Source organism: Arthrobacter sp., assembly GCF_031988865.1.
Taxonomy (GTDB): Bacteria; Actinomycetota; Actinomycetes; order Actinomycetales; family Micrococcaceae; genus Arthrobacter_B.
This window is the reverse complement of the sequence record NZ_DALZXY010000008.1, coordinates 1-24,333: the sequence shown is the minus strand read 5'-3', so window position 1 is coordinate 24,333 and position 24,333 is coordinate 1. Positions and strand designations below refer to the sequence as shown.

Sequence of the window (24,333 nt, the reverse complement as noted above, 5' to 3'; positions counted from 1 at the left end):
GGGGCAGCGCGGCTGGACCGCTAGGCTGGCGTTCCGCGGGGGCGGCGGCGCTCCAGCCAGAGGATCCCCGCTCCGGCCAGCAGGAGCAGCAGTGCGGCCCACAGGATCCGCATGCCGGACGCACCAGTGTTAGCCAGCTTGCCGTCGGCCGTTGCCTCGACCAGTGCGGGCCCGCTGTCGGCAGATGGCTCTGCCATGACACTGCCTGAGGAGCCCGCGCCACCGGAGACGGAAGCGACGTTCTCGACCACGGTGCCCGGCGCAGCCGTTACCTTCGCAACCACGGTCAGCTCCCTGGTCCCGCCCGGTGCGATGCCGCCGTCGTACCGGCATTCAACCCGCGCTCCGGCCGGGGGGCAGTCCCAGCCGGTACCCCCGGCGGACACGAATTCCAGGCCCGCGGGCAGGTTGTCGGTCACCGTCACCGGAGCCACGGAGGTGTTCTGGCCCGTGTTGGTCACCGAGATCAGGTAGCTTGCCTGGTGGTTGGAGTAACCGTCCAGCACCTTCTCGATGTTCCAGCTCACCAGCGGCAGGACAGGTGCCGTGTCGGTGGAGGTCACCGGCGTGGAACCTGGAGCCCGGGCCGTGGCCGTGTTCTCGACCTGCGGGTAGGCGCCGGCCAGCACGTCGACTGTGAGCACCAGTTCGGCTGAGGAACCCACGGCCAGCTCGCCGGGACGGTCACACTCCACGTCCTGCCCTGAAGCGGCGCAGGACCAGCCGTCACCGGCTGCGGAAACGAACCGGAGGGAATCCGGAAGTTCGTCCTGGATCACCACGGATCCGGGAGTTGCCGTCGGACCCGTGTTGGTGACCGTCAGGGTGTAGGTTCCCTGGCTGCCGACGGCAAACTCGCCGTTGTGGACCTTGGCGAGTTCCAGGATCGCCGAAGGATCGACGTCGAGCCGGTCATCCGTTGTGGAGGTTCCCGGCAGGTCAGGGTCCTGGGAGGAAGCCACCGCGGTGTTGAGCGCCGACGGGTAGGCAGCCGGTTCCACCATCACGGTGATGACGATGTCCGCGGCAGACTCGCCGGGCGCGAGCGTAGCCGGGTGGTCGCAGGACACTGTGCCCTCGGCCTCCGTGCAGGTCCAACCGTTCCCTGCAGCGGACTCAAACACCAGGCCGGCCGGGAGTACGTCCTGGACCTGGAGATCCTGGACGTTGGATGTCCCGGTGTTGGTTACCGTGATCCGGAAGTCCTTCAGTTCCCCAACCGTTCCGTTCCCAGTGTGCGTCTTGGTGATGCCGAGGGATAGAACACGGTCCACGGAGACGACGGCGGTGCCGCTGTTGTTTGCGGGTACCGGGTCGGGTGTGGGTGAGGAGACCACGGCCGTGTTTTCCATGTCGGCTTCGGCCGCATCAGCACCGACCAGCACGGTCAGGACCAGCGGTTCCGCGGAGGCACCCGGTGCCAGCGACCCGGCGAAGGTGCAGGTAACCAGCTGCTGCATGTTCGGATCGGACGGCGGAGCGGCAGCGGTGCAAACCCATCCTGCGCCGGCTGCGGACACAAAGCTCTGGCCCGCCGGCAGGGTATCGGTGACGGTCAGCGGGCCGGCTGCGGTGCTTGGCCCGTTGTTACTGACATTCAGGGTCCAGTCCATGCCTGTTCCGGCTTCGACGGTAGCTGCGGAGGCAGCCTTGGTCAGCTGCAGGTCAGCGCTGGCAATGATCGGCACATCGACGGGTCCGGGGTTGGTGATGGTCGACGGCGTGCCGCTGGTCAGTTCGGCCACGTTCTGGACGGTCAGGACCCCGTTGGCCGGGGTTACCGGCACGGCTGGATCCACGGCGGCCAGCACCGTAATCGGCGGCTGTGCACCGAGCGACGCCGTCGGCCGTTCACACACGACGTCCTGGCCGTAGGCCTCGCAGGTCCAGCCTGCACCAGACGCCGAGACAAAGCTCAGGTACTGCGGGAGGGTGTCCCGGACCGTGACCGATTCGGCATTGCCGGGGCCGGCGTTCACCGCCTGCAGGGTGAACCGCGCAGTGGTTCCGGCGACCACCGGTGCCGGGGTGTCCAGAGTCTTGGTCAGTGAGAGTACCGACTCCCTGAGCACCTCGGTCGGATCGGTGCTGTGGTTGTTGCCCGGCTCCCGGTCAGGAACCGTACCGTCACCGGTCACGAAGGCGGCGTTGGATACGACGCCCTGGACATGTGCTGCGATGGCCACGGTCATGACCAGGGAGACTGATCCGCCGGGAGCCAGGTTGCCCGGATAGTCACAGGTGACCAGCTGGCCCGCAGTGGTGCATCGCCAGCCAGCACTGGCCGACACGAAGGACATGCCATCCGGCAGGATGTCCGTGACCTTCAGGTAGCCGCCACCGGCAGCAAGGCTGGAATTCGACGGCCCGTTGTTGGTGACAACGAGGGTGTAGGCCAGGTTTTGCCCGGCTATCGCCGTGTCGCTGTGCGACTTGGCTAATGTCAGGTCGGCACGGGCCGTGGTGGGGCCGGTGCTGGTGCTGGTGTTCGGTGCGGGGCCAACTTCAGGAGTGCTCGTGGTGACCGACGCCGTGTTGGAGATGTCGGTGCCGCCGCTGGATGCGGAGACCAGGACGGTCAGGTCGAAACTGGTGGCGACCGCAGGCGACGCAGCGGGCAGCACACCTCCATTGGCCGTATAGGCACAGGACACCTTTTGGTCCACGGCAGAGCACGTCCAGTCGCTCCCAGCGGAAGACACGTAGGTCAGGCGGGGATCCAGATCATCTATGACCACCACGTCCCGGGCCGCCGAGGGCCCGTAGTTCGTGACTGAAACTGCATAGGTGGCCTGCTGGCCGGCGACCAGGTCCTTGGAAGACAGGACCTTGGCGATGCCGAGGTCCGTGACCTGCCCGGGAGTGGCGGTTGCCGTATCCGTGTTGTTCTCCGTCGGCTGGGGTTCACCGTCCGGCGCCTCCGGGGTGACCGGTGTGACCGTGGCCGTATTAGTGATGGCCTCCGTCGCGCTGGAATCAACCGCCAGCACCAGGGTCAGCACGTTGGCTTTAGCTCCGGAAGGGAGGTCCGATAGGTAGCTGCAGGTGACCTTGCCGTCTGCCAGTGCTCCACAGCTCCACCACGTCCCGGACGCCGAGACGAAACTGGTGCCGGCCGGAATGGTGTCCGTGATGGTGAACCCGCCACGGGCAACCGAAGGCCCGGCGTTCCTGACCTCCAGCGTGTAGGTTGCCTGCTGCCCGGCCACCATGGAACCGACCAGATCCTTGCTGAGCACCAGGTCCGCGTAAGCGGTGACGCGGGCGGTGGCGGTATCGGTGTTGTTCTCCGGGACCGGGTCATGGGTTTGCCCGGTGACCTGCGCGGTATTTGTCAGGACGGTGCTCTGGCCGCCTCCGATTACCGAGTAGGTGACGGTGATCGGTTCGAACGAGTCGCCGGATGCCAGTGTCCCAGTCCGTGTGCACTCCATTGTTCCGATCTGGCACGTCCAGCCAGTACCGGAAATACCGGTGACAGTCGCGGCATTCTGCAGGTCGAAAGTGTCCTTCACCTTGAACGGTCCGGCTGCGGTGTCCGGGCCGTTGTTGGTCACGGTCATGATCCAGCTGCCGTCCAGACCGGCTACAGGGGCCTTACCGACGGTCTTCTCAATCGAGAGGTCAGCTGAGGCAATCTTCGCTTCCGCACTGGTGGACGGTCCGGAATAGCTGCCCGTCTTGTTTCCAGGCTCACCTGTCGGGTCGGTGCCGGTGGGTGTGGCCGTGTTGCGGTGTGCGGTGGCCATTCCGACCGCAGCAGCGGTCGCCGGAACAGCCTGGTAGGTGATCGTCAGCGACGTCCCGGGTGGCAGGCTGCCAAGGTTGGCCCAGGTTAGGTTCCGGACTCCAGAAATAACGGGCTCGACGGCGGCCGCACCGCCGTTGTTGACGCTGACCAGGGCGCTGCCGGGGACGTAGGTCCAGTTTTCCGGAAGCTTGTCGGTGGCACCGGCATTGAGGGCCGTTCCCTGGCCGGAGTTGGTGACCTTGACCTGCCAGGTGAAAGGCTGGCCCCGGTAGGCGATGTCGCCGTTGGGAGTGGACTTGGAAGCGGCCAGCTTCGGGAAGGCCGGTGTGACGGTCGCCGATGCCTCGGGGCCGGGGTAGGTCTGTCCTGTGTCAGCAGGATCTGTCCCGGGCAGGGACGTGTAGGACGCCACCTTGGCAGTGTTCTTCAGGCCGTCCGCGGTCAGCTGCCCGGATGCTGCCAAGTTGGCGGTGTAGGTCAGCTCCACCCACGCACCCGGGTCGATTTTGGAGATGTTCCAAGTGATGGTGCCACCCCCGGTCTGCGGGTCGTGGCCGGTGAGGACACCGCCGTTGCCAAGATTGCCGACCCGGACGTTGGACGGCACGACGTCGGTGATCACCACGTTGTGGGCAGCGCTGGCGTTGGCGCCGCCCCAGTTGGTTGCCCGGACGGTGTAGGTGAAGCTCTCACCGGGCTCCGGGGTGGAATCGGAAACTGCCTTGCTGAGGCTGACCTTGGGCTCGAGGACCTTGACCGTGGCCGAAGAATCCTGGCCCTGCTGGTCGAAAGGATGCGCCGGTGTGGTGGGTTTGGCTTCCTTGACGGTATTCCAGGCCGGGTAGGCCTTGTTCAGCAGGTTCGCCCCCGCTGCGGGGTCCTCAACGGTAACGACCCTTGCCGTGTACTGGACCGTCACAATGCGTTCCTGTGTACTCGAGGTGTAGTCACCGAGGAGGAACCCGATCTTCGGGTCGCCGTCGGGCCCTTTAAGGTGGGTCACATCGCCGGTGCCGACAACTGCCACGCTGGCCGGATCAATCCCGGCGGGCAGGTCGTCAAGAATGGTGAGGTTGTAGAAGTTGATATTGGCGGGAATGGTCGTTTTGACCGTGTACGTAACTGTCTCACCCTTGGTGGCGGCCGCCGGGGTCGCCGTCTTTTCCACTGTTGCGCCGGCCGTTTTGACCGAACTTTCCGCCGAGGTGGTGTACGTCCGGACATCTCCGTCGGCCTGAGCGTCGTTCAGGCTCGTTCCGGCGAGCTGGACCGTGTTGGTGTAGGTCAAAGAACCGGCCGTTGCGTCTTCAACCTTGGCTGTGTAGTTGTGCACTACGTCCGGGGCTCCGGGGGCCAGATCACCGAGGTTCCAGCTGATGAGGGTGCTTCCGGCCGGGCAGCCGGCTTCATCCGCGGCCAGGACACGGCTGTTCAGGCCGGTGGTGGTCAACGTGAGCCCGGCAGGCAGGCAATCAGTCAGCACCGCGTTATGCAGCACCGAACCGGAGGCGTTGCGGGCGGTGACGGTGTAGGTGATGACGTCCCCGCCCGTGACCGTGTGGTCAGACGCAGGATGGTCGTTGGTTTTTGTGATTTCCGGTACCGGCTCCACAATGCCTGTCTGGGCGCTGGCGGATCGGTCTTCCGGGTCGGTTGCCCCCGGGTACGTTCCAGCGCCGCTCGACAGCGTTGCGGTGTTCGTCCGGTTAGTGCCGGCTGTGTTCGCCGCCAGATCTGTGACTACTGCTTCGATGACCATGCGCAGGACCTGGTCCTGTTCCGAGGTGTTCGCGTAGTCGCCGAGATTGACAGTCACAGTGTTGCCACTGACAACCGCGGAGCCCGGCAGTCCATCCGGCAGAGTGATGGCTGGGCTACCGAAAATGCTCAGGCCTTCGGGCAAGGTGTCTTTCAGGACGCCGTTGTACACGGTTGCTTTAGCGGGAATGGTGGCGGTGACGGTGTACGTTACCTTTTCGCCGATAGCTGCCTGGGTTGAGGCATCGGGAGCCGGTTCCGAACCGGTGTTCCCTGCTTCGCCCACTGTTGAAGTCACTCCCTTGGCGACGGCGGCAGAGGGAACCTGGACCAGCGCATCGTCGCGGACCGGATCGGGATCCTGAGCCTTCTTGTCCACTGATGTGTCAATGTTCTCGCCGGGGTAATGCGTCACGGTGTCACCCATGTTGGTGACCGCTTCGTAGGAGCGGACGTGCGCCGTGTTCGTCAGCGTTTCGGAGACGCCCAAGTAGGAGGGCATCTTGACCTGGTAGCTGAGGTCATGGCTGGCACCTGGTGCGATGTCAGCGATATTCCAGGTCAGGGCGCTGTGGTTCGCATTCCCAGCGAAGTTGGGGTGGCCGGGGGCCTTGGGATCGGTGCAGGTGCCGCCACCCGGATTGCTGATGTCGGTGCAGCGGATTTCTTCCGGGAGCACATCCCAGACCTGAACGTTTTTGACCGCGCGGGAGGAGCTGTTCTCAACCTTAAGCGTGTAGGTCACGTTGTCTCCGGCCCGCACCTGCGCTGCAGAGGCATTTTTGTCGATGCTCAGCGGAGTTTTTTCGGTGAGGAAATTGACCTCGTCGCGGTGCGAACGGGCCTGGCCTGCAGTGTTGGTGGCGCGCAGTTTGGCCAGGTTTCCGGTCTTGTCCCCGGTCTGGGCCGGGGCGGAGTTGACGATGGCGCTGAAGACCACGGTGAAGACGCTGCCGGCCGGAACTATCCGGCTGCCGCCGACGCTATCGCCCAGGGTCCAGGTAAGCAGCCCCTGATCCGCGCTGAACTGCACGCCGGGGCCGAAGCCCGAAACGGTGGCTGATCCGTCTTCGTAGGTGAGGTTGGTGGGCAGGAAATCGGTTACGACGGCGTTGCGGGTTTCCACCGCTCCGGAAAACTTCACCGAGACCTTGAAACACACGCGGTCGCCCTTGGCGAACGTCACGTCATCTGTTCCGGAGGGTTCGGCGCGGAAATCGGCGCTGGAGCAGGTCATCGGAGCGGAATCGAGTCCGATTTCCTTGGTCAGCGACTCAGCATCGGTGCTCAGGCCCGCCGATGACGGGTCGGTGACACTGACGGTTCCCGCATCGACGGGGTTTGCTGGGATCGGGGTGGTGACGGCCGTCTGCGAAACCTTGTTTTGGAAGGCGTCACCGGCGGAGGTGGGGGTGTTGCTCAGCGATCCGCCGCTGTAGTCCTTCCGCATCAGCGCGGGGTAGGTGAGCGTGTAACTGCCGTTGGCTTCAATAACTGCCTGCGGTTCGAACACCAGGGTGAAGGTGCCGGCCGTCAGGTCATGGGTCACGGACTTGTAGGGGACCGACGGTTCTTGGCCGCCCAATTCGCAATCTTTAGGTTTGTCTTTGTAGGTTCCCAGCGGGCAGAGGCCGTCAGGAAGGACGTCGGTGATGACGATTCCATTGCTGGACGCATATTCACTGGCATCAAGCTGGAGCGTGTAAGTGACGACCTCGCCGGCCTTGAACTCCTGCACGGCGGAGGATTTCAGGATGCGCAGATCGTGCACCGTGACGGTGTGCTGGTCCTTGGCCATGACCTCGGGAGGACCATCGGCCTCCACCTTGCCGGAATACCGGCCGGCAGCCTCTACATAGTTAGTGGCCGCGTCGCCGCCGTCGACCTGGCGCGTGGGAGCGCCGGTGTTGTTGGCCAGGTTGGCAGCTTGGCCCAGGCTTTCCGGGGTGGGCGCCGAATCGAACAAGGTGTTCTCCCGCAGGGGTACTCCGGCTGCGTAACGGATATCGGTTACCTGGCCGGCGGTCATGCTGCCCAGTTCCCAGACGACCTTGGTGTAGACGCCGTCCGGATATCCCGCCGGGTTCTGGACCGTTTCAACCGAAGCCGGGACCAGGCAGGGGTCAATCACAGGGGTGCCCGCAAGCGAGGGGGCACCGGGGAACTCCTCAGGACCATTGTCCACGGCCCCGCACCCGAGGAACTCGAGGTTGGCCGGCAGGTAGTCCGTGACAACCACACCGTCGGTGGCGGCAAAGGTGTTGTTCGTGACCTTCACCGTGTACACGGTGGTCTGGGTATGTACTCCGCGGAGCAGTTCGGATTCCGGGCTCGGCTCGGACTTGGCGACTTCCAAGGCAGTCACGGTTGTAGATACCGGCCCGCTGGCAGCCGAGGAGGAGAAGCTTGCGGCCCGGACGGATCCGTCAGGGTTGAAGGCGGGGACCGTGCGCGGATTGGTGTTGGCGTACACGTCAGCGTTATTGGTAACAGTGTTGCCCACGGGGTGGCTGGCCGGGTCCACGGAAACGCCGAAGCTGATCCCGTTCGAGTCGCTGGGCTGCAGGTCAAAGGCATCACGCCAGATGAGCGTGGTCTGTCCGGGGAGAGGCTTATCCGCAATCACGAGCGGTTCGTTGCCTGCCGGCATGGTGCTTCCCGGCTCGTACCTAACTCCCGCGGGCAGGACATCCCGGAAGGAGACGTTGTACTGCGCATCGTTCCCGGTGTTGCTGGCCGTCAGTGAGTACGATGCCTTGCCGTTGACGAGGACAGTGTCCGGTGCCTCCTTCCCGAGGGACAAACCGGTGTCGGCAGCGACGGCCGGCAGGGCCGGGACCACCAGCCCGGTCACCAAAAGGGAAAAGGACAGCAAGAAAGTAAGCAGCCTGCGCAAAAGGACCCCCAGCAAGGTCCGCTGATTGACTCGAGCAAAAAGCGGTTTGAATATAAACGAATCAAGCTTACGGGAGCCGGACGGCGTTATAGCGTATTACTACGCTGGCTTTACCGTATCTTGAGCAAACATTTCGCATAAAACGCGAAACTGTGGGCGGGATCGGCTGTTTTGGTCCGCATCTCCTGCTCTCGCACATCGGATTCGGCTGTGCGGAGGCCTCCGGGCGTTCAGCTTCGACGCGGAACCGTGGGCCAGGCAGCGGGCAGTCCTGCACGCCGCCGATTTGCCCCTGCGCAAGCAGCCGCACTGCAGGAGTGGTGCCTTGGGTGCGGGCCCCCAAGGAATAGTAAGCTTGCTTCCCAATGGGCACCGACTGTGCAAGAGTTTAATGCGTAGGTTTTAAGGGCCTCCAGGTGGCCGGAGTTCACACTCTCTGCCGGAGCTAAGGAGTTGGCCATGTCATACGCAAGCAGTAGCCGAGGACTATCAGCCCGCAGGACAAACATCCAAGTGGCGGCGATTGTTTTTGGCATTATTTTCCTGGTAATTGGCGTACTCGGATTTATCCCCGGAATTACCGCGAACTACAGTGCGCTCTACTTCGCCGGTTACGACTCTGAGGCCGTCCTCCTCGGAGTTTTTCAAGTTTCTATTCTGCACAATGTAATCCACATACTCCTCGGACTCGCAGGGTTGTGGATGGCGCGAAGTAATTCATCGGCAAAGACTTATCTGATTGGCGCCGGTGTTCTGTATCTGCTCCTATTTATCTACGGACTGATCATTCCCCTCAATGGCGCGGCCAACTTTGTCCCGTTCAACTGGGCTGATAACTGGCTGCACCTTGGACTGGGAGCCGTGATGATCATTCTTGGCTTCGTGCTCGGCTCTGACACGGCCCGCAGCAGCAGTGGAAGCCGCGGCTCGCCGGGTGAAGGCAGTATCCCGAACTAGCTGCCACCCATGCGCAGGAAGGCACGGCTGAGGGCCGTGCCTTCTGTGTGTCCGCTGAACTGTTGAGTTCCCGCAGGCCAGTATTACGGGAATCTTGCAGTGAAGTTGTAAATTAGGAAGCACCCTTAGAAAGGATGGTTGGGCCCGTGTTGACCGAGTTGACTCCTGCTGTTTCCCGCCCGTTGCGTTGCGCAAATGCACCAACCCCGGGCCAGGGCGGCGCGGCATGAGCTCCCCCGTCCTGTTGGGGGCCGCACCCCTTTCCGAAGATGACTACGCTGCCCTCGAGGATCTGGCGGGCCTGGCGGTTGACGCCAACGGTTCAGCTGTTGCTGCCCTGTCCTTGATCAAGCCCGCGGCCGCTTTCGCCCCCCTGCCGGGGCAGGGGTCAACTGCCCGGCTGTGGGAGCTGCTGGCAACCCTTGGGGCAGCGGATCTCACGGCGGCACGGGTAATCGAACCGCATTTGGACGCCCTCGCCATCCTGGCCCAGTCCGCCGAACAGGATCCGGGCACCGAATATGCCGAACACGGAATAGATTCCTCCGCCGGGACCTGGGGAGTTTATGCCGCTGAGGCGCCCGGGATGGTTTTGGAAGCAGCTGAGCTCGACGGCGTGTGGCAGCTTTCCGGCAGGAAGCCGTGGTGCTCGCTGGCAGCGCAGCTGGACTACGCGGTGATCACCGCACGCACGGGCCCCCAGTCCCGGCGTGCCTTTACCGTCGACCTCCGGCTTCCCGGTGTGCAGGCGGGAGATGGCTTGTGGGTGAGCCGTGGGCTGGCCGCGGTGGAAAGCAGTGCGGTCGACTTCCAGGATGTGCCCGCCGTGCCGCTGGGCGCAGATAACTGGTACCTGGAGCGCAGCGGGTTCGCCTGGGGTGGCATGGGAGTAGCCGCGTGTTGGTACGGCGGCGCCGTGGGAATTGCCCGCCGGCTGATGCGTGCCAGCCGCAGCCGGACCCCGGACCAAGTGGCCCACATGCTGATTGGGCAGGCGGACTCTGCCCTGCACGCCGCCCGCCGGTCGCTGGCAGCAGCGGCGGCGGACGTTGATGCCGGCAGGGCAGACGGAGCAGCCGGCGCGATCCTCGCCCAGCGGGTCAGAGCGGTCGTCGCCGGGGCGGTCGAACAGGTGCTCCAGGCCGCCGCCCACGGACTCGGCCCCGGTCCGCTTACTGCCGAGGAAGAGCATGCCCGCCGGGTGGCAGACCTGCAGGTCTATGTCCGCCAGCACCATGCAGAGCGCGATCACGCCGCCCTGGGCAAAGCGCTGCTGGCCACCGCGGGGGATCCATGGTGAGCTTCACGCACCAGGACCCGACCCGCACCGAAGAAACCTGGCTCCCCCTGATCAATGAGGCTCCCCACCTGGGTGCAGCCCTGGCCGGAATTCCCGAACGCCTGGTGGTCCTCGCGGCGCATCCAGATGACGAATCCCTGGGCGCGGGTGGGTTGATAGCTGCCTTGGCAGCGGCCGGGACAACCGTCGACGTCGTAGTGGCAACGGCAGGTGAGGCATCGCATCCCGGCTCGCCCACGCACACCCCCGAGTCGCTTTCGGCTCTCCGCGGGAAGGAGCTGCACGATGCCGTTGCCGAGCTTGCTCCCCGGGCTGGGGTCAGGCTGCTGGGGCTGCCCGATGGCCGCCTCGCAGACCACCGCGGGGAGCTGGCCCGTGCCCTTGCCCAGGCAGTGGGGGACAGCGGCGACAATGTTTGGCTGGTGGCTCCCTGCCGCAGTGACGGACACACCGACCATGACACTGCCGGTTCCGTGGCGGCCGAGGTCGCCGAGGCGGCACGGATTCCCCTGCTCGAGTACCCCATCTGGCTCTGGCACTGGGGGACGGCGGCTGATATCCCTGACGGCCTGCACCTCTTTCCCGTGGACACTGACGCGGCAGCCCGCAAGGACCGCGCGATGGCCGCGCACCACAGCCAGGTGGCCCCGCTCTCCACAGCACCCGGAGACGAAGTACTCCTGGCTCCTGAGGTCCTGGAGCATTTCCAGCGCCCGTTCGAGAGTTTCATCATCACCGTTCCGCGGACTGCGCGCAGGGTCTTCGAAGAGCTCTACGCAGATTCGTCGGATCCGTGGAACTTTGAGGGGAGCTTCTACGAACACCGCAAACGCGCCCTGACCCTGGCGATGCTGCCGAAGGAGCGTTTCAGCACGGTCTTCGAACCGGGCTGTTCCATCGGCGTCCTCACCGGTGAGCTGGCCAAGCGGTCGGAGTCCGTACTGGCAATGGATATCAGCGACCGGGCCCTGGCACTTGCGCGGGAACGCCTGGACGGAGCCGACGGCGTGGAGTTTATCCAGGGTGCCATCCCGGAAGAGTGGCCGGAGGGCACCTTCGACCTGGTGGTCATTTCCGAAATCGGCTACTTCCTTCTGCCCGGCCAGCTGCAGGCGACAGTGGACCGCGCTGCGGCGTCCCTGGCGGAGGACGGCGTGCTGCTGCTGTGCCACTGGCGGCACCCGAACAGCGGCTGGCCACTGACCGGGGACACCGTGCATCAGGCATTCCGCTCCGGCAGCGGACTGGAGGTCGTCGCCGAACACTGCGAGGCAGATTTCCGGATTGATGTGCTGATGCACGCACCGGCAGTTTCAGTGGCCGCCCGGGCGGGGCTGCTGTGAAGCCACGCCATACCGGCGTCGTTATTCCTGCCCGCAACGAGGAAGAGCTGCTCCCGCGCTGCCTGGCATCGGTGGCGGCAGCCATCGCTCCGCTTCAAGCAGAGCGGCCCGCGCGGGTGAGCATTGCCGTCGTCCTGGATTCCTGCACCGACGGGTCGGCGGCGGCCGCCAGGGAAGCCGGGCTCAACCTGGGATTGGAGCTGCACCTGCTGGAGACCGATGCCGGCAACGTCGGGGCGGCGCGCGCCCAAGGAGTCGACGCCGTTCGGCGGCTGGGTGCGGGGTGGATTGCCAATACCGACGCGGACACCGTGGTTCCGGGTAACTGGATCCTTACGCAGCACCAGTTGGCCGCGGCCGGATACGGACTGATCCTGGGCACGGTGGTGCCCGATGCCGCCGACCTGACCGCCGAGCACCTGACCCGCTGGCATGCAAGGCATTCCCTGGCCGAAGGCCACCCGCACGTGCACGGTGCAAACCTCGGTTTTTCCGCTGACGCTTACACGGCAGGCGGTGGTTTTGCGCCCGACGCTGTCCATGAGGACGTCCAGCTGGCTGAGCGGATTAAAGCAGCCGGGCTGCCCTGGATTGCCACCGACTGGATCCGGGCCGTAACCTCCGGCCGCCGCGACGGGCGCACCCCCGAAGGTTTCTCGAGCTTCCTCCGGCAGCTGCTCAACTGATCCGCCCCAGTGCCCCGGCTATGGTGCAGGACTGCGCCGCTGGCTAGCGTGGGGGGATGGACTCTCTTCAGATTCAGCAGCAGATCCAGGCCCTGGTGGAACGCGAACAGGCACTGCGCGACGCCGGCCCGTCCCCGGATCCGGACCGGCACGCCGAACAGCTCCGCCAAGTGGGTGAACAACTGGACCAGTGCTGGGACCTGCTTCGGCAGCGCCGGGCCCGCATCGATGCGGGAGAGGATCCGGATGACGCGAATGTGCGGCCCGTGAGCGAAGTCGAGGGCTACCGCCAGTAAGCTCCTGCGGTCAGCGGGTCAGGGACCGCGCCAGCGTGGCTGCGCCGATGGTTCGGCGGAACGGACTCTGGCCCCGGAACGTCTCCCTGGCGGCCCACCAGATCATGGAGGCCTGGCTTGCCCGGTGCAGGAAGTCCCGGTTGCGCTGCGTCAGAGCCATGCCGGAGGCGGCCCCGAAGCCGGCCCACGCCAGCAGCGGGAGGTTTGGCCATTGGAATACGTTCTGCCTGCCGGCACGGTCACGGAAAAAGCTGGTGATGGCCATTTCTTAGGCCCCTTTCTTCGTCTTCCGGCCGGAGGACTTTGCCGCCGGTTTCTTACCCTCGGTTTCCGCCTGCTCTGCTGAGCCGGACTTTTTCCCGCGGTTCTTCTCCACGCTGCGGCGCAGGGCTTCCATCAGGTCCAGGACCTTACCGCCCTCATCTTCGGCTTCTTCGCCAAAGGTTTCCTGGGTGTCGAGTGCCTCTCCCTTTTCCAGTTTGGCTTCAATGAGTGTGCGCAGCTGGTCCTGGTATTCGTCGGTAAATCCCGAGGGGTCAAAGTCGGAGCTGAATGATTCCACCAGCGCCGAAGACATTTCCAGTTCCTTTGCCGAAATGCGGACGCTCTCTTCGAGGGATGGGAAGGCCGCCTCGCGTACCTCGTCCTCCCAGAGGAGGGTCTGCAGGGTCAGGACGTCGCCGCGGACCCGCAGGGCTCCCAGCCGGCTTTTCTGCCGCAGCGAAAACTGGACTATGGCTGTGCGGTTTGAATCCTCAAGGGTGCGGCGCAGCAGCACATAGGACTTGATGGACTTTGAATCCGGCTCCAGGTAATAGGTTCGGTCGAACAGGATGGGGTCCACCTGGTCGCTGGGCACGAACTCCACCACCTCAATCTCCCGGTTCTTCTCCACCGGCAGAGACGCCAAATCCTCGTCAGTGAGGACCACTGTCTGCTCGCCGTCGTCGTAGGCCTTGGCAATGTTCTTGTATTCGACCACTTCGCCGCAGACTTCACAGCGGCGCTGGTAGCGGATACGCCCGCCGTCCTTCTCATGCACCTGGTGCAGGCTGACGTCGTGGTCCTCGGTGGCGGAGTACACCTTGACCGGCACGTTGACCAGCCCAAACGCAATTCCGCCCTTCCAAATGGCTCTCATGTACCAAGTGAACACCAAGCAGGCTGAGAGTTACCAGACTCCGGACGGCGGGGGCGCAGCGGGAACCAAGGCGGCCGGTCTTTCCCACCACCCTTGGCGGCCGCCAATGGCTTGCATACCCTGTGAGCAGATTTTTCGGTGCTCAGGCCGGACGCCTCTGCCAGAACCGTATGCGACCACAGCAACCATCGGGAGAAGCCATGATCCAGGAAACAGACCTAGAGACCCTGCGCGGCAGCGTTGGCGGAATCGTGAGCCGGCCCGGCGAGGCTGCCTATGCCGAGGACACTGCCTCCTACAACCTAGCCCTGGTCCACCGGCCGGAGGCCGCCCTGGGAGCGCTCGACGCCGGCGACGTCGCCCGGGCTGTGGCCTGGGCCGCTGAGCGCGGGATTCCCCTGGGGATCCAGTCCACCGGCCACGGTGTCTCAGCGCCCATGGACGAAGGCCTGCTGATAAATACTTCACGGCTGCAGGACCTGGAAGTCGACCAGACGGCCGGCACCGTGACGGTGGGAGCAGGCGTCCGCTGGTCCGCCGTCCTGGAGAAGCTGGTGCCGCTGGGGCTCACGGCTGCCCATGGCTCCAGCTCCGGGGTGGGGGTCGTTGGCTACACGGTCGGAGGCGGACTGCCGCTGATGGGCCGCTCCCTCGGGTTTGCTGCAGATCATGTGCGCAGCCTCGAGGTCATCACTGCGGATGGAACGGCCCGCCGCGTCGATCCGGATCATGAGCCGGACCTGTTCACCGTGCTGCGCGGCGGCAAGGGTAACTTCGGGATCGTCACAGCAATGACCATCAGCGCGGTGCCGCTCGGCGAATTCTACGGCGGGCAGATCGTCTATCCCGAAGGAGCTGCCGGGGAAGTGCTCGAGGCGTTCCGGCAATGGGCACCGGGGTTGCCGGACGAAGCATCTGCGTCACTGGCCTTTATGCACGTTCCTGACGCTCCGTTCATCCCGGCCGAGCTCCGCGGGACAGCGCCTGTCCTGCTGCGCTTTGGGTTGTTTGGCGGCCAGGAGCAGGGGGACGCACTGCTCGGGGCGATGCGTGCGCTGCCGGCCCTCGCCGACACGATTGGTCCCATGGATTACAGCGCAGTGGATGCCATCCATGACGATCCGGCGGGTCCGATGCCCAGTATGGAGCGTGGAATGCTGCTCGCGGACCTTGGCGAAGAGGCGGCCGCGGAACTGATGCGCCAAGTGGGACCGGGATCGGGCACACCCCTGATCATGGCGGAGTTGCGGCTGCTGGGCGGGGCATTGGGAGCTGATCCCGAATTTCCGGATGCAGTGTCCGGCCGCAGCGCCGGATACCACCTCTTTGTCCTTGGTGTTCCAGGCCTTCCCACCGAAGATGCCGTCGAAGCGGCGCTGGTGCGGCTGGGTGTCGCCTTTGAGCCGCACGCTTCCGGAACCCTGGTCAATTTCCATGGCGCGGCAGGTGATGCCCAGGACCGTGCCCGCGCCTGGGACCCCGAGGTTTACGCAGCAATCCGCGATGCCAAGGCAACCTGGGACCCGCAGAACCTCTTCCGCTACGGACACGCCGTTCCGCCACTTGGTTTAATGGATTCAGCAACCGGTTGAGCTGCAGCCGGGCGGGCGCCGGCGGGCGTCCGGCAGGCTAGGCAAGGCTAGGCAAGGCAAGGCAAGGCAGAACAGGGTAATGGACGGACAGGCCCCGATTCCCGGGGAACTCACGGTAGGACAGGTGGCTGAACGCAGCGGCGTGGCTGTTTCCGCCCTGCATTTCTATGAGCGGCAGGGCTTGATCCGCAGCTGGCGCACCGCCGGAAACCAGCGCCGTTTCGACCGGTCCGTCCTGCGGCGGGTGGCGGTGATCCGTGCTGCCCAGCGGGCCGGGATTCCCTTGGCCGACATCGCTTCAGCCCTGGCGGAGCTGCCCGACGACGCGGTCCCGGACCAAGATGACTGGCGGAGGCTCTCCGCCGCCTGGCGCCAGGACCTTGACGGCCGGATCCACCAGCTTGAGGCGCTGCGCGACCGGCTTGGCGGCTGCATCGGCTGCGGCTGCCTGTCCCTGGCAGAGTGCAGCTTTGTTAACCCGGGAGATGCCTCCGGGCTCCGCTCCCATGGGGCTCCGCTGCTGGAACCCGACTCCTGATTTGACCTCAACTAATGTTGAGGTTCTACGGTGGGGGTATGACTTCAACGGCAGCTGCCCGTCCCGTAGTGGATGAATTCAAGGACGCCTTCCGAGGCCACCCCGCCGGCGTAGCGATTATTACCGCCACGGGGCCTTCCGGCCCGGTGGGACTAACGGCATCTTCAGTCGCCTCCGTGTCAGCAGAGCCACCCATACTCGCGTTCTCGCTGGCCTCCACCGAGGGATCCGCCGGCGTGATTTCCAACGCCGACACCATCGTGGTTCACCTGCTCGGTGCCGAGAACTCCGAACTGGCCGCAGTGTTTGCCGCCCGGGGGTCCAAGCGGTTCGGCCCGGATATGGAATGGTCCACACTCGCGGGTGGGGAGCCGCTGCTCGGGGGTGTGCCGCGGGCCCTGGTGTGCCGCATCCTGTCCCGCATCGAGGCAGGCAGCTCGACGCTGCTTGCCGCCGCCGTGCTGGAAATCCACGCCGGGCCGGCAGCCGCACCCCTCGTTTACCATGACCGCACCTACCATCGCCTGAGCGGAGAGTCCGCCCTTTAGGATTCCGCCCTGGCGGGACCCGCTTGTCAGCACAGTTCCCGCCCGGCTGCTCCGGCCAGCGCCTCAGCGACCCGGGAGAGCGCGGGGAGTTCCACCCGCCACTGCTGCCAGAACAGCGGCACATCCACGGTGCGGCCGGCGTCGAGCAGTACCAGCGAGCCATCTGCCAACAGCGGCCCCGCCTGCAGATCCGGAAGCACCGCCCAGCCAAAGCCCAGCCGGGTGGCCTGCAGGAAATCCCAGGACGCCGGCACAAAGTGGTGCGGCGGCGTGACGCCCGGGCCGAAGCAGTCCCGAAGGAACCTTTGCTGCAGTGAATCTTTGCGGTTGAACACCACCATGGGTGCCGTGGCGGCCGAAGCTGCGTTCCACCCCTCGGGCAGCCAGCGCCGGATAAACGCCGGACTGGCCACCGGCTGGTACCGCATGGTTCCCAGCGGCTCCACTGAACAGCCCTGAACCGCTCCCGGGCTGGAGGTCACCGCCCCCATCGCCGTGCCGTTACGGAGGCTGTCGGCAGAATAGTCCTGGTCCTCCAAAGTGAACTCGAAGCTGATGTCCGGCAGGGCAGCGAGAGCCGGCAGCACCCAGGTGGCCAGGGAATCCGCATTAACCACCAGTTGCACCCGTGGCCGGCCGGCCGCCTCATCCAATCCCAACCGCTGGACCGCGTCAGTTTCCAGGGCCGCGACCTGGCGTGCCAGCCGCAGCAGGACGGCGCCGGGTTCCGTGACCGTAGCTGGCCTGCCGCGGCGGAGCAGGACCGCACCGACCTGCTTCTCCAGTGCTTTGATCCGCTGGCTGATGGCCGAAGGGGTTACGTGCAGGGAGGCGGCGGCCGCTTCGAACCCACCCTGGTCGATGACGGCACAGAGGGCACGCAGCTGGTCCGAGTTAAGCTCCATGGTAAGAAATCCTAAACTCCGGTTAAAAAGATTAGTTGGATTGCTGAAAGCGGCTGGCCTACGGTCGCAGGGTGACCACAGCAGATTTGGCTCCCCTCCTCACCGGGCTCGGAAGCGGCCTGGCCCTCATTATTGCCATCGGTGCCCAGAATGCCTTTGTGCTCCGGCAGGGGATCCGCCGCGAGCACCTGGTGCCGGTTGTGGCCGTCTGCATCCTCAGTGATGCGGTCCTGATCCTGCTGGGCACGGCAGGCATCGGGAAACTCACCGAAGCGGCGCCGCTGGCCCTGGACGGCATCCGCTGGGCGGGGGCGGCTTTCCTGCTGGCCTATGGACTGCTTTCCTTCAAGCGGGCCTTCCGGCCTGCTGCCCTGGAAGCTACAACGGGCGGCCGGGGCACGCTGGCGGCGGCTGTCCTCACGTGTCTGAGCCTGACCTGGCTTAATCCGCACGTCTACCTGGACACCGTTGTGCTTCTGGGGTCCCTTGCGGCGTCCCACGGCCCGGATGGCCGGTGGCTGTTTGCCGCCGGCGCGATCGTTGCCAGCGTCCTGTGGTTCAGTGCCCTGGGATTCGGGGCGCGCCTGCTGGCCCCCGTTTTTGCCATGCCCAAGGCCTGGCGGATCCTGGACCTGTCCATCGGCGTTTTTATGCTGGTGCTTGCGCTTGGACTGATCAGCAGTTCCCTGTGACCCGCGCTGAGGGCCTTGGAAATCCGGCCCGCCGTTGCTGATAGTCTCCCGATAATCGGCGGGCTGGCCGCTGCAGAACTGGGGGATCGGGAATGGATATTTCGCGGGCACGGAGGGCATTGAAGGCACGGGCGGCACTGGCCAAACCCGGACCCCGAGGGGGTGCCTTGGCTGGCTGGACCGCGATTGCTGCCGCGGGAGCTTTAGCCCTTGGCGGCTGCTCTGCACCGCCCCCACCCCCTTTTGCCATCTTTGACACTGAGGCCGGTGAACAGGACACCCTTCCCGACTGGGTGTCACTGCAAGAGGGTGGAGACGAGGTCCGGTACCTGGCCACGAATGGTACCGCGCGTTACTACGTTTCCCGGAGTAGCACCACCCACTGCCTGGTTGTTGTGGCCGGCGACGAGGATGATAACTGGTCCGCCGGCTGCAGCGGAGGTCTCGGGCAAGGTTTGGTGGTCACCGGTAATGCGCCGGGAGTGCCAGGTACAGCAGCCCTGGTCGTGGACGGCTACACCGAGAGGAACCCTGAGGCCGCCGAAGGGTGGGAGCAGCTGCACGAGAATGTCCTGTACCGAAACGCCCTGGGCCTGACTGCCGGGCAGTTAGGCGGTTAGGTTGGAAGGGACGTAATTCCCCACATCAATCTGAAGGAGGGCCATGACCGACTACTTCGAGGGAGATCCCCGGTCCATGCGGGAACGGATGCAGGCAGGGGAAATGTACATCGCCGACGACGCCGAACTGGCTGCTGACAGCAGGCGGGCGATCTCCTTGGCCGACCGCTACACCCGGCTCTGGCCGCAGGACCCGGACACCGCCGTCGCGCTCCTTGCTGAACTGCTCGGTGAGATCGGCGAGGGAACCGAGATCCGCCCGCCGCTCTATGTCGATTACGGAAAGTACATCAGCATCGGTGCGCGGACCTTTATCAACTACAACTTCACCGCCTTGGACGTAGCCCCAATTAGCATCGGCGATGATGTCCAGATCGGACCCAACGTGCAGCTTCTGACGCCTACCCACCCGCTGGCTCCGGGGCCTCGGCGGGACAAACTGGAAGCCGCCCGGCCCATCACTATCGGCAACAATGTCTGGCTAGGCGGGGGCGTGGTTGTCCTGCCCGGAATCAGTATCGGAGCGAACACCGTGGTGGGGGCCGGCGCCGTCGTCACGCGGGACCTGCCGGCCAACGTCGTCGCAGTGGGAAATCCGGCGCGCATCGTCCGGGAACTGGACGACGGCGCCTAGGCCCCCGGGGCCCAGCCGCCCCAATCCGCATGCGCGGGAGGGCGGGACGAGCAAGAGTTCCCTACAGTGGGGAATTGGGGAGAAATGGCCGTTTCACCCCGGCGTCTAGGACAGGAGAACCAGGAATGGGCCAGATCAGCGTTGGCAACGATAACAGCACTTCCATCGACCTCTACTACGAGGACCACGGCTCCGGGCAGCCCGTCGTCCTGATCCACGGGTATCCGCTGGACGGATCCTCCTGGGAAAAGCAGACGGCCGCGCTGTTGGAGGCCGGCTACCGTGTCATTACCTATGACCGGCGAGGATTCGGAAAATCCTCCAAGCCGGTCACCGGCTACGACTACGACACCTTCGCCGCCGACCTCAGCACCCTGCTGAGCGCCTTGGACCTGCAGGACGTTGTCCTGGTCGGATTCTCCATGGGCACGGGCGAAGTGGGCCGTTACCTGGGAACCTACGGCTCGGCACGCGTGGCCAAGGCGGTCTTCCTAGGTTCGCTGGAACCGTACCTGCTGCAGACTGGAGACAACCCGACCGGAGTTCCGCAGGAAGTCTTTGACGGCCTGCTTCAGGCAGTCACCGCGGACCGGTACGCGTTCTTCACCGAGTTCTTCCAGAACTTCTATAACGCCGATGACCTGCTGGGCACTCCGCGGCTCAGCCAGGAAGTCATTAACGCCGGCTGGAACCTAGCGGTCTCCGCGAGCCCGGCCGCCGCCATAGCCGCCCAGCCGACCTGGCTGACCGACTTCCGCGGAGATATCCCGAAGATCGATGTTCCCGCACTGATCGTCCACGGCACAGCCGATAACATCCTGCCCATTGACGCGACCGGGCGGCAGTTCGCCAAGGCCCTGCCGTCCGCGGAATATGTTGAGATCGAAGGCGCTCCGCACGGCCTTCTATGGACGCACGCGGCAGAGGTCAACGACGCGCTGCTGACCTTCCTGGCCAGATAGGCCAGCGTTCCCCCGGCTTCGTGAGCCTGCCATCGGTTACAGTGTGTGCACCAATGGGGGAGGGCCGGAACGGACGACGGCGGGATCCGGGTGGCTTGGGCGCCCGCCGCAGGGTCCGGTCCGGTCCGCACGAATGATGGGAATACATCATCATGACGAGCAGGCAGAGTGACTTCGACCCGCGCTACGATCCGGCGTACCAGCGCGGCGGCATCGAAGCCGGCTTTGAACAGATCGTCGAGGCGCCGCCGCAGGTGGTGGAAATCAGCGACACTGGAGGGCAGCAGCCGCAGGCCGGCGCCCGGCAGGCCTGGGCAAGCCTCGAGCAGCGGCAGCGCAGGTACCGGATCGCTGCCTGGACACTGGCCGCTGGGCTGCTGGTCCTGGGCCTGTTTGGCCTCTTCGCCGACATGATCATCCCGCCCGACCCGTCCTACTTGCAGCCCAACAACTATGGCTATGTCGTTGAACCATGGACCCAACGGCTGCGGTGGGCGGCCCCGAACCTGATTATGCTGGGGGCACTGGCATCCGTCGTCCAGCTCTACCTTGAGCAGTCGCAGATCTTCCGGCTCCGCACGGGCCGCTGACCAGGTTCCGGCTGAATGAAGCATCCCCAAAGCGAGGAGAAGCCATGAGCAAGAAAACCGCCCTAAAGGACCTGACGGCAGAGCAGAAGAAGGGGCTGGGGATCCTCTCCGGCGTCCAGTTCCTGCTGGCAGGCGCCGCGCTGGTCGACATCTGGCGCCGGCCCGGCAGTGAGATTCACGGTTCCAAGGTGGCGTGGAGCGCGGCCTGTGCAGTGAACTTCATCGGGCCGATCGCCTATTTCGTGTTTGGGCGCCGCCGGTCCTAGCCTTTGGGCTGCGAAGAGTATTCCTCCCACGGAATATTCCAGTCCCCATAGCCGTCCCAGACGGTTGTGGGGCCCACGCCGGTGTTCAGGACCTGCACCACGTCGCCCGGTTCGAAGGTGTCGTAGAAGTACTTGGCGCCTTCGCCTGACATGCCAACGCAGCCGTGGGAAACGTTGATGACCCCGAGTGCCCCGAGCGCCCCTGGCAGGGCCTGGTGGACAAATACACCGCTGTTGGTCAGGCGGCTGGCCCAGGAAGCGTCGAAGGGTTCGTAGTAGGCCGGGTCGCCGGGCTTCAAACCGATGCTCTCGGCCCGGAACGGCAGCGTCTGGTGCTGGCTCATGACCACCTGGTAGCCGCTCGGCGAGGGCCATTCCGCATCCCCGAGGGTTACCGGGAAGGTGCGGTCCAGCTGCCCGTCGATGAAGACCTGCATGGTTTTGGTGTTGTTGTCGACGACGGCGACCCTGCTGTTATGGACCTGGAAGGTGCGCGTCTCGTTGAAGTTGCCGATCATCGAGTTGCCGAAATCCACGCCGAACAGCTGCATATCCACGGTCACGGTGGAGTTCGGTTCCCAGAAAGTCTCCGGGCGGTAGCGGACCTTGTTGTCGGAGATCCAATAGAATGCGCCGGCCTGCCCGCTCGAGCTGGTGACGGTGATGGCCTCTTCGACCGCGGTCTTATTGGTGACCGGCTCGCTGAAGGAGATCTCGATGGGGTGCCCGACGCCGACCACTGCCTTGTCTCCCGGGCCCATAAAGGCGTTTGCCTCATTCGGTGCCGTGACGGTGTGGAAGGTCTGGGAAGAGGTGGTTTTTTTGCCGTTGGCATCGGCGAGCGTGAACTCGAAGGTGTACTCCGTGTCGAACTTCAGGGGTTCGGAGGCCTTCCAGTCAGTCTTCGCGGCAGCGAGTTCGCCGGTGACATCTGTGCCGCCGTTCGCCGGGGCCAGGCTAACCGAATCGATGGTCCCGTGCTGGACTGTGAGTGTGGGAACCGTCACGGGGTTGACCTCCACCGCCGCATCAGCCGGCTCGGCCGTGAACTCCACGGGAACCGCAGGAGCGGCGGATTCGCTGGCTGAAGCCGTTGGCCCGGGCTGGGCAGCCGAGCTGCCGCCGTCGAAAGCGCCGCTGGCCACCGCCACGCCTACGGCGCCGCCAATCACCAGCACCCCGGCCGTTGCGGCCAGGATTATCCACCGCTTGCGGCTGCTCTTTTCCTGCACTTCCTGCACTTTTGTTCCCCTACGCTTTTGTCCGGCTGGAATCATCCTACGTTAGCCAGCCTTGCGGGCGGTTTACGTGAAAATCTGGTCATGGGCGGCTCCCTGGTGCAGCGGCCAGGGCCCGCCCCAGCAGCGGGGAGAGCGAGGCCGAACCGGCGGCACTGAGGTGATAGGCATCGGCATAGAGCGGGACGGACCCCACAAACGAAGGGCAGCGCCCGTCGACGCAGAACCAAGGGGTGGTGTCCACCCACTGCACTGCCGGGTTGCCTTCCGCTGCAGCCCGGGATTCAAAGCCGTTCCGGACGCTGTGGGTAGCAGGAAGAGCGGTTTCACAGTCGGCCGGTGTGCTGAAACGGGTGGCACATTGCGCCGGATCCTTGGCTTCCGGGGGAGCGGCGAGGACCAGCGTCCTGCCGGCTTTGCCGGCCAGCTGGTCGTGGACCTGCCGCGTGCCCTGCTGCCATTCGGCGTCGGCTGCATCTCCTGTCGCGCCGCTGACCAGGGCCGGGTCATAGCGGAAGGAGGCAAGGACCAGAACTTCGGGATGGAGCTCACCGATCCGTTGGACCGCCCAGTCCCTGAAGCGAGGACATTCAGGGTAGGGCGCGCCGCCAATCCGGGTCTGTGCGACGACTGCCGGGGTGCAGCCCGCCGCGGTAAATACGTGGATACGCCATTCATCCGGGTTCAGGGCAGCCCTGAGCGCGGGCAGATAGGCCATCGCCACTGAATCGCCGAACAGGACCATATCCCGGCTGGCTTCCGGGTTTCCATAGACACAGCCGCCGGCATTAACGACAGGGTCCGGGTCCTTGGCCTCATTCCCGCCCAGGCAACCGTCCACCACCCACTCCTCGGGTTTGGCGCTGCCGCCGCCGGCCGTGAAAGCCGCCGGGTCGGGGGACAGGTCTGGCCACTGCGTGCTGGCCAGCGCGGCCCGCAACGCTGCGGTGTGCGGGGGCAGCGGATCCGGGTCCCTGCCCGGGTCAAGGGGTGCGGGAGAAGGCCCGGCGGACGCGGAAGGAACCGGGACGTGGACAGCCGGCTGGTCTGCTGCTGCCGGGAGGGCGGTGGGCGCCAGGGTGGTGTCCAGTGCGACGGCCACCAAGGCGGCACTCAACAGGCCAGCGGCCGCTGCCGTGGCAGCAAGCCGGGCCGGCCGCGGGGCAACGGCGGGCTGGAAATACCGCCGGCCCCGCTCTCTCGCGGTGTAGCGCGGCTGGAGCCAGCGGGAGTGCCGGACCGGATCCTCGATGAAGTGAAAGGAAAGAACCGCCAGCAGCAGCGAGACGAGCAATGCCGGCAGGGCGAAAGATTCGGGGAACAGTGCGGAGAGGAAAACGATGACCGGGAAGTGCCACAGATACAGCGAATAGGAAATGCGTCCGAGGTAGCGGCTGAGCGGGTTGGTCAGCGGCCACATCACCCGTTGGTAAGCCGGCCCGTGGGCACCGGTGCCTGCGGCTAGCAGCAGCACGGTTGAGGCCACGGGAAGCAGCGCCCAGGGCGCGGGAAAGAGGCTCTGGCTGGAGAGGCAGGCGAAGGAGGCTGCGATGCCCGCCAGGCCGGCCCAGCCGGCCAGTGCCCGGAACCAGCCCGGCAGCCGCCCGGCCCAGGGCGCGG

General features: G+C 65.2%; 20 protein-coding genes. 14 read left to right on the top strand and 6 right to left on the bottom strand.

The window, feature by feature from the left end; translation table 11 throughout:
- Window positions 1-20 precede the first annotated feature (20 nt).
- Window positions 21-8,384 (bottom strand): isopeptide-forming domain-containing fimbrial protein, encoded by an 8,364-nt coding sequence (locus RTN46_RS02755; RefSeq protein WP_312178900.1) that lies wholly within the window; start codon window positions 8,382-8,384, stop codon window positions 21-23.
- Window positions 8,385-8,864: 480 nt separating this feature from the next.
- Between RTN46_RS02755 and RTN46_RS02750 the strand changes: the two genes are divergently transcribed.
- The 5 genes from RTN46_RS02750 (at window position 8,865) to RTN46_RS02730 (ending at window position 12,987) form a co-directional block, all read left to right on the top strand.
- Window positions 8,865-9,362 carry a DUF4383 domain-containing protein gene (locus RTN46_RS02750; protein ID WP_312178899.1) on the top strand — a complete coding sequence of 166 codons (498 nt, stop codon included), beginning with the start codon at window positions 8,865-8,867 and terminating at the stop codon, window positions 9,360-9,362.
- A gap of 226 nt (window positions 9,363-9,588) precedes the next feature.
- Window positions 9,589-10,662, top strand: a complete 1,074-nt coding sequence (locus RTN46_RS02745) for an acyl-CoA dehydrogenase (protein WP_312178898.1) — start codon at window positions 9,589-9,591, stop codon at window positions 10,660-10,662.
- Window positions 10,656-12,005 carry a bifunctional PIG-L family deacetylase/class I SAM-dependent methyltransferase gene (locus RTN46_RS02740; RefSeq protein WP_312178897.1) on the top strand — a complete coding sequence of 450 codons (1,350 nt, stop codon included), beginning with the start codon at window positions 10,656-10,658 and terminating at the stop codon, window positions 12,003-12,005. Before RTN46_RS02745 ends, RTN46_RS02740 begins: the two co-directional genes overlap by 7 nt.
- On the top strand, window positions 12,002-12,691 hold the full coding sequence (locus RTN46_RS02735; protein WP_312178896.1) for a glycosyltransferase family 2 protein: 690 nt from the start codon (window positions 12,002-12,004) through the stop codon (window positions 12,689-12,691). The genes RTN46_RS02740 and RTN46_RS02735 overlap by 4 nt, the downstream gene beginning before the upstream one ends.
- Window positions 12,692-12,747: 56 nt before the next feature.
- Window positions 12,748-12,987 carry a DUF2630 family protein gene (locus RTN46_RS02730; RefSeq protein ID WP_312178895.1) on the top strand — a complete coding sequence of 80 codons (240 nt, stop codon included), beginning with the start codon at window positions 12,748-12,750 and terminating at the stop codon, window positions 12,985-12,987.
- Window positions 12,988-12,997: 10 nt separating this feature from the next.
- On the opposite strand, the gene RTN46_RS02725 is transcribed toward RTN46_RS02730, so the two are convergent.
- Both RTN46_RS02725 and RTN46_RS02720 read right to left on the bottom strand, forming a co-directional pair.
- Window positions 12,998-13,252, bottom strand: a complete 255-nt coding sequence (locus RTN46_RS02725; protein ID WP_312178894.1) for a hypothetical protein — start codon at window positions 13,250-13,252, stop codon at window positions 12,998-13,000.
- Window positions 13,253-13,255: 3 nt separating this feature from the next.
- The gene (locus RTN46_RS02720) at window positions 13,256-14,128 is read right to left on the bottom strand and encodes a Ku protein (protein WP_312178893.1); all 873 of its coding nucleotides are present in this window, start codon (window positions 14,126-14,128) and stop codon (window positions 13,256-13,258) included.
- Between the two features lie 200 nt (window positions 14,129-14,328).
- Here RTN46_RS02720 and RTN46_RS02715 point away from each other — a divergent pair, with 200 nt between their 5' ends.
- The 3 genes from RTN46_RS02715 (at window position 14,329) to RTN46_RS02705 (ending at window position 16,806) form a co-directional block, all read left to right on the top strand.
- Window positions 14,329-15,720, top strand: coding sequence for an FAD-binding oxidoreductase (locus tag RTN46_RS02715; RefSeq protein ID WP_312178892.1), 1,392 nt, complete (start codon window positions 14,329-14,331; stop codon window positions 15,718-15,720).
- A 79-nt stretch (window positions 15,721-15,799) separates the two neighbouring features.
- Window positions 15,800-16,258 carry a redox-sensitive transcriptional activator SoxR gene (gene soxR, locus RTN46_RS02710; protein WP_312178891.1) on the top strand — a complete coding sequence of 153 codons (459 nt, stop codon included), beginning with the start codon at window positions 15,800-15,802 and terminating at the stop codon, window positions 16,256-16,258.
- Between the two features lie 38 nt (window positions 16,259-16,296).
- Window positions 16,297-16,806 (top strand): flavin reductase family protein, encoded by a 510-nt coding sequence (locus RTN46_RS02705; RefSeq protein ID WP_312178890.1) that lies wholly within the window; start codon window positions 16,297-16,299, stop codon window positions 16,804-16,806.
- Window positions 16,807-16,832: 26 nt separating this feature from the next.
- On the opposite strand, the gene RTN46_RS02700 is transcribed toward RTN46_RS02705, so the two are convergent.
- Window positions 16,833-17,711 carry a LysR family transcriptional regulator ArgP gene (locus tag RTN46_RS02700; RefSeq protein WP_312178889.1) on the bottom strand — a complete coding sequence of 293 codons (879 nt, stop codon included), beginning with the start codon at window positions 17,709-17,711 and terminating at the stop codon, window positions 16,833-16,835.
- 71 nt (window positions 17,712-17,782) lie between these two features.
- Between RTN46_RS02700 and RTN46_RS02695 the strand changes: the two genes are divergently transcribed.
- The 6 genes from RTN46_RS02695 (at window position 17,783) to RTN46_RS02670 (ending at window position 21,475) form a co-directional block, all read left to right on the top strand.
- Complete coding sequence (locus RTN46_RS02695; RefSeq protein ID WP_312178888.1) at window positions 17,783-18,403, top strand: LysE/ArgO family amino acid transporter; 621 nt, start codon at window positions 17,783-17,785, stop codon at window positions 18,401-18,403.
- Window positions 18,404-18,696: 293 nt separating this feature from the next.
- On the top strand, window positions 18,697-19,023 hold the full coding sequence (locus RTN46_RS02690; protein WP_312178887.1) for a hypothetical protein: 327 nt from the start codon (window positions 18,697-18,699) through the stop codon (window positions 19,021-19,023).
- Between the two features lie 43 nt (window positions 19,024-19,066).
- Entirely contained in the window at window positions 19,067-19,657 is a 591-nt protein-coding gene (locus RTN46_RS02685) for a sugar O-acetyltransferase (RefSeq protein ID WP_312178886.1), read from the top strand.
- Window positions 19,658-19,782: 125 nt separating this feature from the next.
- Window positions 19,783-20,619, top strand: coding sequence for an alpha/beta hydrolase (locus RTN46_RS02680; protein ID WP_312178885.1), 837 nt, complete (start codon window positions 19,783-19,785; stop codon window positions 20,617-20,619).
- A 152-nt stretch (window positions 20,620-20,771) separates the two neighbouring features.
- On the top strand, window positions 20,772-21,209 hold the full coding sequence (locus RTN46_RS02675; RefSeq protein ID WP_312178884.1) for a hypothetical protein: 438 nt from the start codon (window positions 20,772-20,774) through the stop codon (window positions 21,207-21,209).
- A 44-nt stretch (window positions 21,210-21,253) separates the two neighbouring features.
- A complete protein-coding gene (locus RTN46_RS02670) occupies window positions 21,254-21,475 on the top strand; it encodes a PLD nuclease N-terminal domain-containing protein (RefSeq protein ID WP_312178883.1) in 222 nt (73 codons plus the stop codon).
- Here the strand turns inward: RTN46_RS02670 and RTN46_RS02665 are convergent.
- Together RTN46_RS02665 and RTN46_RS02660 are read right to left on the bottom strand one after the other, a co-directional pair.
- Entirely contained in the window at window positions 21,472-22,707 is a 1,236-nt protein-coding gene (locus RTN46_RS02665; RefSeq protein ID WP_312178882.1) for an Ig-like domain-containing protein, read from the bottom strand. The genes RTN46_RS02670 and RTN46_RS02665 overlap by 4 nt on opposite strands.
- An 88-nt stretch (window positions 22,708-22,795) precedes the next feature.
- On the bottom strand, window positions 22,796-24,333 hold a 1,538-nt coding region (locus RTN46_RS02660; protein ID WP_312178881.1), incomplete at its 5' end, for an acyltransferase family protein.